The organism is uncultured Microscilla sp. (genome assembly GCF_947493425.1).
GTDB lineage: Bacteria > Bacteroidota > Bacteroidia > Cytophagales > Microscillaceae > Microscilla.
In genome coordinates this window covers 19,063-33,687 of the sequence record NZ_CANLRP010000014.1, presented here as the reverse complement: position 1 = coordinate 33,687, position 14,625 = coordinate 19,063, and the positions used below count along the sequence as shown (strand labels likewise).

Sequence of the window (14,625 nt, the reverse complement as noted above, 5' to 3'; positions counted from 1 at the left end):
TAAGTCACAAGTATAGATTGACTTATCCCCTCACTTATTATTCACTCAATCTTATGCTTTAATGATGAGTGAGTATTTTAAAATAATTAACTCAACCTTAAACGACACTATACAATGACCAATTTAGCATTTAAATTAACCGAAGGAGAGATGTTTCAGGCTTTCCTTCCCGCCATACTCATTGTACTTGCCTCGGTAGTCCTTTTGCTAACGATCAGGTATTATGATAAAAACAAAAAAAGTAAAAGTAAAGTAACATCACAGGATGTTACAAAAGCTGAGGTAAAACAAGCCAAAGAGGTACCCGAAATGATCCCTGAAGAAGAGGTCGTCTGAGGGGAATAAAGCACAAAGTTAAATACATTGTAAATGAGTTGACTTATTGTTTGACATGAGTAACTTAGGAATGGTGTAAAAATAAATTTCTATAGTAACGCTAAAATATTTTGTTGCTAGACACGGCACGGCAATATCCAGTGGATATTGAGCGAGCTTGAGGGAAGGTTGGCTAATAGCAGCGCTATTCGGCTATTTTTTAACAAAGTATAGCCTCAAAAGATGAGGTTAAGAATGCGTATTTATTTTGGTACCATTCCTTAGTTTACAATACACCAAACATTATTGAGGAGAAATAAGTTAAGAAGGTTTATTTCTTAACGACATCAAAGTTATTTTTAATCTTAGTTCTGGCTCCAGGCGACAAGTAAAATGTTTCAAATTGCTTGAAGCCTGTAGCTTGACAACTTTAATTAATAAGGATCATTATGGATATTCAACAAAGAACACAAGAAGGATTTTATGCATTGTTGCACCAAAGAGTACAAGCCTATTTTACCAGAAATATGGGCGCTCAATCGGCATACACTGACATATTGGCGATTTTGAAAACTACTGCCCAAGAGTGTAACTATGACTATGGCGATATGAATGTCTTGGGGGCTTTTAAAGCCTATGTGCAATCTAAAGATTCGAAAGAAAATAAGAATAATATAGCCCCCATCAAGCCTCAAGTTCCCAGCACATTGGCGTTTGACCGTAAGAAGGTAGTGTAGTTTTTTTATATACGCTAAAAAAGTGATGAATAACATCAGTAGCTCCTAAAGAAGCAAGTATTTAGATACCACTGCATATTGGTGCTATAAGAGCTTGTTTAAAATTAGCCAAAAGGCAGAGCTCGCCTTCGGCTCGGTTCAATGATTAGGTATTTTACGCGATTTTTCTGATTATATTTTGCCATATTTAGCCGTTGGCAGAGCCCCGAAACAAGTTCGGGATTTATAAACTCGGCAGAGCATAGCTCTAGCCATCGGTTCTTCAAAATCTGGCGCATCTAATCCAAAAACTCATCGTAAAACCTCCTATAACCGAAAATTTAAACAAGCTCTAAGCGGCAAGTGTTCCATAAATGGCTACTGATTTTTATATTAGATTGGTTTTAACGGTCACAAGTTGTAAAACCTGTAGATGAAGAAAAACCATTTACTTTTGGTGCTCAACGGCACTAAAGGTAAATGGTTTTTTGTTGCTGTGGGCACAATACTATTTACTAAACTTTTTCCTGAGATCGTCTATATACATTTTGAGTTCTTTTTTTTCCGACATCATGTCGTTCACGGTCTGTATCGCATGAATCACCGTGCTATGGTCGCGCCCCCCAAAATGATACCCTATAGATTTGAGCGAAAAACCGGTATATTCTTTAGCAAAATACATGGCAATTTGCCGGGCAATCACAATTTCTTTTTTGCGGGTTTTTGACTTGAGCATCTCTACACTTACGCCAAAATAATCTCCCACATACTTTTGTACCTCGTCTATGTTTATCTCGCTGCTATCTACTGGCTGCACAATCTGTTGCACAGTTTGTTTGGCAAGCTCCATAGTAATTGGACTTTGATTGAGCGATGCCTTGGCTATGATGGATACAATGGCACCTTCGAGCTCACGCACGTTGCTGTCTATGCTATGGGCGAGGTATTCTACTACTTTGCCCGAAATCTCAATATTTTTGTTGTCTTCGCTTTGCAATATTTTATGAATAATGGCAATGCGAGTCTCCAGGTCGGGTTGCTTCAAGTCGGCAGTAAGTCCCCATTTAAAACGGGAAAGTAAGCGTTCTTGCAAGCCTTTCAGTTCTTTGGGGGGGCAATCGCTCGTCATAATAATTTGTTTGCCCGACTGGTGTAAGTGATTAAAAATATTAAAGAAGATTTCCTGGGTTTTTTCTTTGCCCGACAGAAACTGTACATCATCTATGGCCAACACGTCGGCTTGCATATAATAATCAGTAAAACTTTGCAAGTCATTGTTTTTCAGGGCTTCTATAAATTGATTGGTAAAACGGTCGGACGACACGTAGAGTATCTTTTTTTGCCCGTTTTCCTGTACATAGTTGCCAATGGCTTGTACAAGGTGGGTTTTGCCCAAACCTACTCCGCCATATAGCATTAAAGGATTGAACGAAGTAACTCCAGGCTTTTGGGCTACTGCCAACCCTGCCGAACGTGCCAAACGGTTACAGTCGCCTTCTATAAAACTCTCAAAAGTATATCGGGGGTTTATCTGAAAGGTTTGATTAAACTGAGATGTTTTTTTGGGTGTATTCGATGAGTTGTTTACGTTGTTGTAATTGTTATTACTGTAGTTTTTTTGTTGTGCAGGCGCGCTATTTTGCGGCTTTGTATGGCTGTCGTTGTTTTGGACAAACTGTGGAGAGTTATGATTGGGCAGGTAAGGCTTTTCCTGTTTCTCCATGATAATAGTGTACTCAAGTCGTCCTTCTGTGCCTAATGATGCATCAATTGCTTTGCGGAGCAAATGTACATAGTGCTCCTCTAACCACTCATAAAAAAAACGACTGGGAACCTGAATAGTTAATACCTTGTCTACCAGTTTCAGTGGTTTTATGGGGTCAAACCAGGTAGTATATGTTTGCTCAGCAATCTGAGTACGAATTACCTTTAGACAATTTTCCCATACAGTATAACAATCTTTTTGCACCGAAATAGAATCGTTTTCCATTAAAAAGTATATTCCTGACCCCGTTTAGGGTTAATAAAGTAGTGAAAAAATATATAAATGAAAAATTTAAAGTAGTATTTACTTAAATTTTTAACCAACCAGAAGGTTTACATTGAGGGGCAAGGTTTTGTGTAGCCTGTGTTTGTTGAAATGCCTCAAGGTTTTAACGAAAGTTGGTTGTTGTTTATTCCAAATCAACCCCCAAAACCTAAGCATTGTATATAGCAAATGCAGGAGCATATAAATATGCCTTGGGCTTACAAATATACGAAAATGAGAAGTTAGCAAACAAACCTGACAAATGTTTATTAATGAAAAATGTACTGAAATAGCTTGTTTGCTAACAAATACTATTTGGCGGTTTCGCCGATTGCATACTCTAAAGGCGTGTATTCTTCTGATTGTCCCATTTTTTTAAGGAAACGTACATGTGAAACAAGCGCACTAAAGAATGTTTTATTTTGCAAATATGGTAATCCAAACTCGCGTGCAGTTTGTTCTACTATGGGCGACAGTTCTTTGTAATGGATGCTGCAGATATTGGGAAAAAGGTGATGCTCTACCTGAAGATTGAGTCCTCCGGTTAAAAACAAAGCCAATTCACTTCCTTTCGAGAAATTTGCCGTAGTGTACAATTGGTGTACAGCCCAGGAGTTTTCAAGACTGCCTTCTACCGAAGGTTCTGGAAAGTGGGTTTGTTCTACTACGTGTGCCAACATAAAAATAAGTGCCAGGGTCATTCCGGCAAAAAAGTGCATAATCAGAAATCCGGCAATGATTAACCCAACCGAATCTTTCATTACCATTAAAGGAACCGCCAAAAAGAAGAAATAATTGATAAGCTTGTAAAAAAACAAGTAAAAATACTCTTTACGAGGATGATTTGCCCCATTAAAGTTTCCTACTTCATTTTTAAAAAACTTTACATAATCTTTAATCAACACCCAAGAGAGGGTAGCAAGCCCATAAAACGGAATAATGTAAATGTATTGGTAGCGGTGAATTTTTCGTAGCTTTTGAGTAGGCGATAATCTGATAATGGGCACCGACTCTATATCTTCGTCATACCCATCTACATTGGTGTAAGTATGGTGAGCCGCATTGTGCATCTTTGTCCACATGTAGGCGCTTGCTCCATTAAAGTTAAAGGTATGAGATAATAATTGGTTCACCCATTTTTTAGACGAGTAAGCCCCGTGAATAGCGTCGTGCCCTACATTGACACAAATAAAAGCAATGGAAAAGCCCAGTGTAATCCAAAAAAATATGTTGGTTTCAAAAGTATTGTTTCCTAAAACCAGCATAAGGTAAGAGCCGATCCAGGTAGTCAAGAAAAATAAGGTTTTAAAAATCATCTTTCCATTGGCATACTTCGATCGATTGTTCGTAACAAAATAGTCGTCTACTCTGCGTCGCAATTCTTTGACAAACTCTATCTGTGCCGTGTTATTAAAAGATAGTTTCATTCCCTAGTTGTTTAATTAAAAAAATGATGATGAGCAACTCAAAACAAATGACTGAATAATACGTGCATCATTTTGGGCTACTTGTAAGTTGTATTTTGTTCAATGCCTTAGCCAAACGGGGTGGTTAACCTGTTTGTTTGAACTAAAGTAAACCTTATCCCTAAAAATTCCCAATCAACCTGAAATTTATAAATCTGGTAGACAAAGTATTAGGTATAGCGTACTGCATGCGATTGGTATCGGTAATCCAATTATAAGAGATTGTATTTTCGGTGGCCAATATATTTAAAATTTCTAAACCAATCCAGAGAGACTTTAATACCCTGGCATTGCCTATTTGTATGTTATCAAACGATACCACTTTCGAAAACCCAATATCTATGCGTCGATAGGCACGCCCATTGAGCGCCGATCGAAATTTGTCATTGTTTGGAGGACCAAAAGGCAAACCAGTGCCATATACCATGTTTACATACGCCCTAAAGGTAGGATTATTGGGTAAATGATCCTCAAAATATGCGGCAAAAGTTAACCTTTGGTCAGTAGGACGTCTGATATAACCCACTCCATCGCCTTCTACATCTTCGCGTACATTCATTAGCCCCAGGCTAAACCAGGACTCAGCGCCTTTTACAAAATCTCCGCTAATGCGTAGATCTAAGCCAGTGGCAAAAGCTGTAGCATTGTTTTTGGCAAAATACCTGATTCGGACATTGTCAATATCATAAGGGATAACATTCTGAATATACTTATAATACACCTCTGCCGTCCATTTAAAACTACGTTCACCTATTTGAAAACCCCGTTCTATTCCTCCTATCAAGTGCAACGATTGTTGGGCTTTGAGGTCAAGATTCAGGTTGCCTTCCCGGTCGCGTAGCTCCCGATAAAAAGGGGGCTGTTGGTATACTCCCGCCGATAACTTAAACACTGTAGGTTGACGCCAATCAGGAGTAAATGCGTACTGAAAGCGAGGGCTTACTATCCACTCTTGATTAATGTTCCAATAGCCTACCCTTACTCCATAATTAATAGTGTGCAAGTCTTTGATGTTGAAACTATGTTGTACATACCCCGAAAAACGGTGCGACCTGAGCGCTAATTTGTTATTAATGGCCTGATTGAGGCTGGTAAATCCTGCGGAGTCGATAAAACTATATTCTTCGAGCACATCGTTGATGTTTTCGGCGTTGTAACGCCCACCAAACTCTACAAAATGATTATCGTCAATGTTCCAGCTATTGCGACTTGCCACACTTATAATGGTTGCCTGCAAACGGTTGCGGGCATTTTCATAAATTGTACCAATTGATCTTTCGGCTACACAACGATTAGTATTGGTGGTAGGGTCGGGTACAATGTCACATAAACGATACCCACCTTCTACGTCTACAAACTCTCGTTCGCGGGTGTTCATTCCAGACACCAACCACTCGGTGCGTAGTCTTTTGTTAAAATAATGGGTAAGCTTCAGGGCACTTTGAAACAGCGCATATTGCATGGTTTCTTGTCCGTCGAAAGCTACCAGCAACCGAAAAGGGGTATCTAAGGTTCCAAAAGTTGTTTGGCGGGCGGCAGGACGCACCAGGTAATTATTTTTGGCGTAAGCCGTAAGCCATTCCAGCGAGGTATTTTTAGAAAACTGGTAACGAAACAAAGCTTGTACATCAGTAAAACGGGGCAAATACTCTCCTGAAGTGGGTAAAGTGTTGAGCAAGTACTGAGAGTTTTTATGGCGTACTCCTGCTACAAACGAAAGTTTTTTACGGGCAGCCACCCCCTCTATATGGGCAGTGCCCCCCAATAACCCCCAACTCACCGAACCGCCCCATTTTGTAGGTTTTTTGTAGTCAATAACTAAAGCTGACGACATTTTATCTCCATACTTGGCTTCCCAGCCTCCTGCCGAAAACTCTACTTTTTGCACCAAGTCGGGGTTAATAAAACTCAAACCCTCTTGTTGTCCTGCCCGCACCAAAAAAGGGCGGTACACTTCTATGTTGTTTACATACACCAGGTTTTCGTCAAAGTTGCCTCCTCGCACCGAGTAAGATGACGATAATTCGCTGTTGGTTACTACGCCGGGCAAAGTGGCCAGTATTTTGTTAAACTCGCCAAAGGGAGTAGGCAACGTTTTGATGGTTTTGGGTGGAATGGTAAAAATAGAAACACGCTCAGACGGCAATTTACTTCCTTTCACGGTGACTTCTTTAAGGTTAGAAGAATCAGTCTTAAGGCGAATGTTGAGGGTAAACACCTGGTTTTTGGTAAGCCTCAAAGGAATTTTTTTGGGTACATAACCCACAAACTGAGCAATACAGACAAAGTCTTGATTGGCAGGCACCAAAAATCTATAATTGCCTAAAGAGTCGGCATAAGTACCGGTTTGGGTATTGAGAATGGCAATGCTGGCATAAGACAAAGGCGTACCGTCAGTATTGGTTATTTTTCCCTGAAGTTGGGCTTTGGGACTTTGGGTATAGGCAGGCAATGCAAAGCAGCAAAGAAGGGTAAAGTATAAAAATGTGTATACAAAATTTTTCAAAGTAATTATTTTGGTGTTGTCATTTAGATCAACAAAATTAATCATAAATTTTATGAAGGTCACCTACTTTGTATTGTTTTTCAAATAAGCATTAAAATCACTGATAGTTTTCAGACCCAGCAAATGGGCTTGTTGCTTATGTATGCTTATTGTGTAGGTGTTATTAAAACTCAAAGGTGAGCCAAAGCAGCTAATTGGAATAATTCCTAAAGCTCTTAATACACTGTTTGAAGCTTGACGATAATGGCTAAGTAATGTACCCAAAAACAAACCTAATGCAGTAGTTACTGCCAACAATACCAAGGTAAGTTAGATGTGCTCAAGGGTTTGATTGAGAATCTCTGCCCGACGGGAAACAATAAATTCAAAGAAACGGGTCATACAGTCGGGAGTCAAAAGCCCTGACAAGGTTCTAGGGACTAGGTGCAAGGTTCTAGATATACCCTGTTCCACAAGTATCTACACTTTTTGTATCACATTGATTTTCAGTAACTTACAAAAAGCGTAGTTAAAAGTCAGTAGTTGGTAGTTTTTAGCTGTTTTTTTGATCCTTGGTTTAATATACATACTACTATCATTTTTGCAAATGTAATAGTTGGTGTGCAAGTATTTTTAGTTTCGCTTCGCGTGCTAACAGCCACATACGCTTTGCGTTATCGTTTTACCAATAAAAAGGGTTCACTTTTTAAATCGTCATTTTCTTATGAGCATCTTTGTCTAAATCATCGTCATCATCATCATCCACATTGTCATTTTTAAAAAAGTTCTTCATAAGATCAAGCAAGCGACGTGCGACAGTATCTTTTTCTTTTTCTTCCACCTCTTGGGCATATTCACGCGATTTTTTGATATTTTCTATCTCACGTTTTGCCAGTATTTTACTCATTTGACTTAATATATTTTGACGATCATCGAGCAATGGTTTGATAATGTCTTTGCTTATTTCACATAGTAATACGTCCGTCAAAGCCCTTACGGTGGCTTTTCTTTCTTCACCAGTAAGCAAGGCACGCTCACCAAAAAACGAGCCTTTGCCCAGTTCAGCTACTTTGAGGTTTTTGCCATCCTGTTGTCTTACCAATACTTCTAGTCGTCCTTCGGCAACCAAGTAAAGTGAGTTATCTTTTTCGCCTTCAATTACAATGCGTTCGGGAGGTCCGTAACGTTGCCACTTGGCTTTTTTGGCTATCTCAAGGTCTTCCTCTTCGGTAAAAGGTTCGAGCACTTCTACACTGTTCATCAATTGAATGGCTTTGTCTACAGGATCGTGAATTGTACCTTTGTCAGGCATAGGGTAGAGCCCTTTGCGACGCAACATATGCCATACTGACGACAACACCTGGCTTTTGACATGTTCCATGATGTCGTAATCGGTAGACACTTCTATAGTATAAGTAGCACTCGTTTGCGAAAAGTTATTGAGGGTAATCAATGGGGCAGGGTCACGCAATACCCAGTCGGAATCAAGCGCTGAACGAATCATTAGTTTTTCTACTTCATGAGGCGACACATTGCCCGTGATTAGGACTTGCATTGTCACAGTTTTGATCTTGGAAGGACGCGAATAATTGATGACGTTGGATTCTACCAAAGTAGTATTAGGAATGGTCAGTTGGTTGGCTTCCAGGGTAAGTAGTTTGATCGACTTCCAACCAATCTCCTGGACAAAACCCGAATATTCTTCAAGTTTGATAAAATCACCTTTGCGGATTTGACGGTTTAGGTTGAGCGAAAGTGCGGTAAACGCTTTATTAATAGGTGTTTTGCCCAGATAAACAGCCACGCTTCCGGCAAAGCCTGAAGTAGCCAGCCAAAGGTAAATATTGACATCATATACAAATACTACTATGCCAAAGCAAGCCAGAAAAAATACCAACCCTGACACCAGGTGGATAAGCAACAAGGGTACTATGCGTTCTCCATCTTCATTTACCAGGGCTCCATTCCACAAAAAATAATTGAGCAAACTATTGACAAGGTAGGCGCCAGTAAGCCAAGGAAACATGCCAAAACTACTTTCAATTAATTTTCCGGCATGGGCTGGGTAAATGTTCATATTGCGAAACAATGTGAACCACATCTCGCGCAGGGGTGAGGCAACTGCTAATCCTAATAATATAAAAAATAAAAATACAATGCGTTTGCTTTTTTGGGGTACCTTTAACTTTTGGGCAATGCTCCACATGATATATAAAATGACTACTACCATGGCATAAAAGCCCGCTACCATCAAAAGTGAATAAAAAGTACTTAACTCCATAGGTTGAGTTTGGGTATGTAAGATTAATCCTTGATTTTCAAAGGGGTAATTTTAATAAATTATACTAAAACCCCCTAATTTGATGTCTAATTTGTTTGAGTTACTTGGGTTTTTCGGAGGAGGGAACCTACCCAACAAAAAATCCTAAGCCAGCTTGCTGCTTGGCAAATATCAGTTGGGTTGTGTATATCAATACTACGCAGTGATTTTAGTCAAAGTTGATTGCTGATTACCTTCGGTGAGCTCACCAGAGGCTCGGTTATCAAATGGTTATAAGTTTAAAAACTATTTAATTACGTGTTTAGGCGTAAAACTGAAACCCTTTGAAAAATAAAGCAAGTACACAAATTTAATATACGCCATTGATTTACAATGATTAATAGGGTAAACATTTACTCGAATCCGCTATGGACTACGGACTAAATGCTATGGACTATTGGTATATTGCCGTGGTTGTATTTTGCTCACCAATAATGTTGCCTATGATTACTACCACTGTTTTAGAAACCCTCAGCGAATTGCTGATAGGTAAATACTGCTTTAGCCGCGATGACATCAAGTCTACTGAGTTGTTTAAGATAGAAGAAGTAAAACCCTACATGGCGCTAGAGGCTATGCCGAAAGGTTGGCAAAAAAAAATGCCCTACATTACCCCTGAAAATAAAGTGGTGGGGCTCAGGCTCATAGGTAAGTCGACTAAAGATGGAGACAAAATAAGGCAAAGAATAGTAACAGTGGAAGAGTTGATCGAGTTTGAGTTTTTTAAAACTTGAGTTGCAATGCTTTTAGTGTGTAAGTGGTTTGAGGTATACAATTGTAAAAAACAGTGAGCAACTTGCTGCAAAACAGGTTTTAAGTGCTACTTGCTCACCGTTTACCTGTCTTCAAAACCTGTATACCAGACAATTGGTGTGCATACCTGCCCCTACCGATGCCATGACTACTACATCGTTCTTGTCTACAGTATGCTCAGGAAGTTTGCCCTTGAGCATTACATCGAGCAAAGTAGGAATAGTGGCCACCGAAGAATTGCCTATGTTTTGCAAAATGACGGGTACTTGTTTACAGAATCTGTTTGCCGCATCTTCTGCCCCATTGAGGGTTTTCTCGAATATTGCCTTCAACATTTTTTCGTTTGCCTGGTGCAACAAAAACTTAGAGATATTTTCCAGTGGCACATCTGCTTTTTCCAGACATTCGTGAATCAGTTCGGGCATATTTTCTACCGCATAGCGGTATACTTTTTTGCCTTGCATCTTTACATATAAGCCTTTGTCAAGGTCGGGGTTGGTAGACGCTCCCATTTTTAGGTAATTGACTTCTTCTTCGCAGTGCGAAAATGTTTTATTGGCAAGCACTCCACGTGGTTGTTCTTCTTGAAACCCACTCACTACTACTGCACCAGCACCATCACCAAATAACATAGAGTCGGGGTCGTGTGGATCAAGCACCCTTGACATTGCTTCGGCACCTATGACCAATACATGCTGGGCGTCGCCACAGGCAATAGACTGGTGGGCTTGTATGACTGCCTGTACCCAACCAGGGCAACCAAACAATAAGTCAAATGCGGCACAGCGTTGGTTTTTTATTTGTAAATGGTGTTTTACTAAGGCTGCAAGGTTAGGAATCAGGTGTGAGCCTTGACTTTGGTCTACCAGATTACCAAAGTTATGAGCTACTATAATGGTGTCTAGTTGCTCTTTATCTATGCCCGCTGACACAATTGCATTTTGAGCTGCCAAAGCAGCCATGTGTGCGGTATGGTGGTGCTCTTCTATATACCGTCGCTCACGGATGCCCGAAATTTCTTCTACCTTATCAGCTACAGCTTCGCTGGGTTTTTCTATGGGTTCCCCGTTTTTTCGATAAAAAGTATTTTGGTGAAAATAACTGCCCGGTACTTCGGTTTTCGGGAGGTAGGCTCCCGTGCCTGTAATTACGGAGTTAGTATACATTGCCTTCGTTTTTTAGTTGGCTATCTTTATTTTAAACCACGCAAAACCTGCCTGTCACTAACCAACAAGTTTTAATTTGATATGAGTCAGTGACATCATGACCTTTTATTGTTTAGGTGGCTCTACGTATCCTTAAGTTCAAACATATTGACGCGATAAAAAAGCTTTTCATTCAAAAATTCTAAAGATTTATCCTATGTTACAACTATATTTTGATATAGTACTATTTAGCGGTTCAATTCATTTAATCAGCCTTTAAGGTTCAAAATTTACTCTTGCGAAAATATTGCAACATTTAAGCAGGTATCTGTATTATTTTAAGATATTTTCAGGTGGGGTTTATCAATATAGGATTGGCAAAAAGCAGGTATTCAACAAAGTTGTTATAGATACTTAAGAATATGTCCATATAAGTTGCTTAGGCATTGAATTTGTGATCAGGAAGAGCCTGAACGAATAAAAGAATAGGCAATGAACCCAACCCCCATTTATCTAAGTTTTTACCGATTTTATACCACTTTGTTTGCCTTGCTTTGGCTGGTCACAGGTTATACCCTTCAAGCACAACATGGAGACCTGTACCTGACCAACTACAAGGTGCCCATTAAAAATGTTGACCATCAAAACCGGGCAATTGCTCAGGGTACAAACAATGTAATGTACTTTGCCAATACTAAAGGAGTGCTCAGTTATGACGGGGTGGTTTGGGGAATGATTCCAACCAGAAATACGCCCTACTCACTGTCTATCAAGATTAAATATGACAATGTAGTATATGTAGGCTGTCGCAATAACTTTGGCTACCTTACCCGTGACAAACTGGGCAGAGAAACCTACAAGTCTATATCAGACAGAAAAGCCAATCTTAAAGTTTTGGGGAGAATTTTTGGAGAGGTAAATCGCATTGTTCAGAAAAAAAATCACATTTATTTTTACAGCCATAAAGCACTGATTAAGGTAAACCGAAAAACACTTAATATTGAAAAGGTATGGTTTACCCACAAAGAGCGTCAGTTTGCAGGTATTTTATTTTTAAATGACACTCCTTATGTACAAATAAAAGCCAAGGGTTTGCACCGAATAGCAGGTGATAAACTGATACCCATAGGAAGCAGTAAAATGTATGCTTACCTCGATATTCATGACTCGTTTATGTACAACAATGACCAGGCACTGTTTATAGCAAGCAATAGTTGGTCGTACTTGTTTGATGGCAAAAAAATAAAACTATACATTCCACGCGACTATAAATACCTGTTGAGTAACCTTATGAGGGGAGCATTACGGGTAGGTGATAAAGATATTGCTTTTTCTACCCTATCGGGTGGGGTACTGGTGGCAGAACAGAATTATGGCAAAACCAAACGTATTATCAATTATCAGACAGGACTGCCCGACGATGAGGTATTGGCAATGTATAAAGATCGTTTAGGCGCCTTGTGGATTTGCCATTCTTATGGTATTACCCGTGCCGACGCCCGACTTCCAGTAAAATCCTATTCGTCTTATGCCGGAATAGACGGTAATGTCACATCATCGCTCAAAAGAGGAGACTCACTGTTTGTGTCTACCAGCGAAGGGGTCTTTTACCTGAATAAAGTAAGTAGGTTCGAACAAGTGGCCAGCTTGATAAAAAAAGAAGCCAAGTACCTCAGAACTATTAAAAAGACTGAGAGGGTAGTAACGATTACAGAGCCTAAAGATCGCCGCGAAACCAAGTTGCGTATTTATCGCCATTCAGAAGAAGGAGAAAAAGATGTAAAACGAAAGATAGAAGTAAAAGAAACCTCCAAAACAGAAGAGACACCCTCAAGGGTGATTAGCTACGAGAAATCGTCGATAAGATTACCCAACGAAGATATCAGGAAAATATACGCGATGGCGTCTATACCTTATATATATAAAAAGGTGACCGGGTTGCACGCCAAGTGCCGTCAAATGTACCCTTATGGCAAAGGCATGCTCATTGCCAGTAATATAGGACTTTATGCCGCTTTTAAAGAGAAAGATGAAGTAGCAGCTTCTCCTGTGATCAAAGATGAATATGTACATTTTATTTATCAGTCGCCCAGCAACAAAAACTGGTTTTATATCGGAACAGAGCACGGGCTGCATTTTGTAGTGTATAAAGATGGTCGTTTTAAAACCCAAAGTACGCTGCAGGATATGACCGACCTGGTATATTCTATTGTAGAACATAACAATGGGCTGTGGCTGGGAAGCGAAAACCAGGTATTGAGGGTAAAACTTGACCCTAAAACAGGAATGTTTAATAGCTTCAAGCGCTTTCCCTTTGCCAATAGTTATTCAGAAAACATTGCTGCCCGTTTGATAGATGGTGAGCCAGCCTTCTTTTTATCGTCAGGCATTTATAGTTATGATGCCAAAAAGAAGCGCCTGATACAAAAAACGGCACTGCAAAAATATGCCAATACCGAAACCAAAGTGTTGTACCACCAGCCTGGTTATACTTGGGTAGAAACCAAGAGCTTATGGACAAATATTACCAATACTAAAGCAGGCAAGTTTAGGTTGGCACAGTTTCTTGAGCTATTTGATGATGTACAAGACATTTATATAGACAAAGCAAAAAATATTTGGGTGGTGAATAACAATGAGTTGTTTAAAATTGACGCCCAGGCAAAACTTGACGACAGGAAATATTTTAAGGTGTTTATAAAGAATGTCAGAAATAAGAAAGGGAAATTTTTGCCCCTGAAAGATTTGGTAGTAAAACATACCGACAATACTTTGTCTTTTACTTTTCAGTTGGCTTCGCCGTTCTTCCGAAACGAAGATAACACAGTGTATCAGTATTGGCTGGAAAACTTGGAAGACCGTAGTAAAAAGAAGAAAAAAGTAGATTGGTCAGCCTGGAACAAACGAGCCATTATATCATTTCCTTTTTTGCCCAGTGGTCGGTACAAATTACATGTAAGAGCTAAAAACACTTTTGGTCAAACCAGCCAAGACCAAGCTTTTGTGTTTCAGGTAAAGCCCCCATTTTGGCAAACTTCGTGGTTTTATGCCTCTCAGACACTTTTCTTTTTGGGCTTACTACTACTTTCTTTATTGTTTAGCCGCAAAGGAACCAAATATGCCAGGGTATCTTATGTACTTACCTTTGTCACCATTATTACCTTCTTTGAGTTTATTATGCTCACCTTTGAGCCTTATGTAGACAATGCTTCCAACAATGTGCCAGTGTTTAAACTGGGGATGAACATACTGCTTGCCCTTAGCCTGGCGCCTATCGAAATGCTACTACGTCGTATGATTCTTAAGAAAAAGGAGTCTTCGCGTGAGGCAGCAAAAAGAGTAGCCGAAAGAAAGGCTGACAAACAAAAGCCCACAAACAAGAATGAATAAGTAAGA

9 protein-coding genes are annotated in these 14,625 nt (G+C 39.6%); 4 read left to right on the top strand and 5 right to left on the bottom strand.

Annotated elements, in window-relative coordinates; all coding sequences use genetic code 11:
* Window positions 1-114: 114 nt before the first annotated feature.
* Entirely contained in the window at window positions 115-336 is a 222-nt protein-coding gene (locus tag Q0954_RS06270; RefSeq protein WP_299455058.1) for a hypothetical protein, read from the top strand.
* Between the two features lie 428 nt (window positions 337-764).
* Entirely contained in the window at window positions 765-1,052 is a 288-nt protein-coding gene (locus tag Q0954_RS06265) for a hypothetical protein (RefSeq protein ID WP_299455055.1), read from the top strand.
* A gap of 487 nt (window positions 1,053-1,539) precedes the next feature.
* On the opposite strand, the gene dnaA is transcribed toward Q0954_RS06265, so the two are convergent.
* The 4 genes from dnaA to Q0954_RS06245 all read right to left on the bottom strand — a co-directional run bounded on the left by dnaA (window position 1,540) and on the right by Q0954_RS06245 (window position 9,292).
* On the bottom strand, window positions 1,540-3,021 hold the full coding sequence (gene dnaA, locus Q0954_RS06260) for a chromosomal replication initiator protein DnaA (protein WP_299455052.1): 1,482 nt from the start codon (window positions 3,019-3,021) through the stop codon (window positions 1,540-1,542).
* A gap of 350 nt (window positions 3,022-3,371) precedes the next feature.
* Window positions 3,372-4,487 carry an acyl-CoA desaturase gene (locus tag Q0954_RS06255; protein ID WP_299455050.1) on the bottom strand — a complete coding sequence of 372 codons (1,116 nt, stop codon included), beginning with the start codon at window positions 4,485-4,487 and terminating at the stop codon, window positions 3,372-3,374.
* 160 nt (window positions 4,488-4,647) lie between these two features.
* The gene (locus Q0954_RS06250) at window positions 4,648-7,077 is read right to left on the bottom strand and encodes a TonB-dependent receptor (protein ID WP_299455047.1); all 2,430 of its coding nucleotides are present in this window, start codon (window positions 7,075-7,077) and stop codon (window positions 4,648-4,650) included.
* 640 nt (window positions 7,078-7,717) lie between these two features.
* Window positions 7,718-9,292: a mechanosensitive ion channel family protein gene (locus Q0954_RS06245; RefSeq protein ID WP_299455045.1), complete on the bottom strand. Its 1,575-nt coding sequence runs from the start codon at window positions 9,290-9,292 to the stop codon at window positions 7,718-7,720.
* 407 nt (window positions 9,293-9,699) lie between these two features.
* On the opposite strand from Q0954_RS06245, the gene Q0954_RS06240 reads away from it, so the two are divergent.
* A complete protein-coding gene (locus tag Q0954_RS06240) occupies window positions 9,700-10,065 on the top strand; it encodes a hypothetical protein (protein WP_299455042.1) in 366 nt (121 codons plus the stop codon).
* 111 nt (window positions 10,066-10,176) lie between these two features.
* Here the strand turns inward: Q0954_RS06240 and Q0954_RS06235 are convergent, their stop codons facing one another.
* Window positions 10,177-11,250: a 3-oxoacyl-ACP synthase III family protein gene (locus tag Q0954_RS06235; RefSeq protein WP_299455039.1), complete on the bottom strand. Its 1,074-nt coding sequence runs from the start codon at window positions 11,248-11,250 to the stop codon at window positions 10,177-10,179.
* Window positions 11,251-11,721: 471 nt separating this feature from the next.
* Here Q0954_RS06235 and Q0954_RS06230 point away from each other — a divergent pair, with 471 nt between their 5' ends.
* Window positions 11,722-14,619 carry a triple tyrosine motif-containing protein gene (locus Q0954_RS06230; RefSeq protein WP_299455036.1) on the top strand — a complete coding sequence of 966 codons (2,898 nt, stop codon included), beginning with the start codon at window positions 11,722-11,724 and terminating at the stop codon, window positions 14,617-14,619.
* Window positions 14,620-14,625: the final 6 nt, after the last annotated feature.

What these genes read in the sequence shown, in the direction of transcription:
- Q0954_RS06250 (WP_299455047.1), bottom strand. Translation starts at nt 7,077, where the DNA reads ATGATTAATTTTGTTGATCTAAATGACAACACCAAAATAATTACTTTG.
- Q0954_RS06265 (WP_299455055.1), top strand. Translation starts at nt 765, where the DNA reads ATGGATATTCAACAAAGAACACAAGAAGGATTTTATGCATTGTTGCAC.
- dnaA (WP_299455052.1), bottom strand. Translation starts at nt 3,021, where the DNA reads ATGGAAAACGATTCTATTTCGGTGCAAAAAGATTGTTATACTGTATGG.
- Q0954_RS06270 (WP_299455058.1), top strand. Translation starts at nt 115, where the DNA reads ATGACCAATTTAGCATTTAAATTAACCGAAGGAGAGATGTTTCAGGCT.
- Q0954_RS06230 (WP_299455036.1), top strand. Translation starts at nt 11,722, where the DNA reads ATGAACCCAACCCCCATTTATCTAAGTTTTTACCGATTTTATACCACT.
- Q0954_RS06245 (WP_299455045.1), bottom strand. Translation starts at nt 9,292, where the DNA reads ATGGAGTTAAGTACTTTTTATTCACTTTTGATGGTAGCGGGCTTTTAT.
- Q0954_RS06235 (WP_299455039.1), bottom strand. Translation starts at nt 11,250, where the DNA reads ATGTATACTAACTCCGTAATTACAGGCACGGGAGCCTACCTCCCGAAA.
- Q0954_RS06240 (WP_299455042.1), top strand. Translation starts at nt 9,700, where the DNA reads ATGGACTACGGACTAAATGCTATGGACTATTGGTATATTGCCGTGGTT.
- Q0954_RS06255 (WP_299455050.1), bottom strand. Translation starts at nt 4,487, where the DNA reads ATGAAACTATCTTTTAATAACACGGCACAGATAGAGTTTGTCAAAGAA.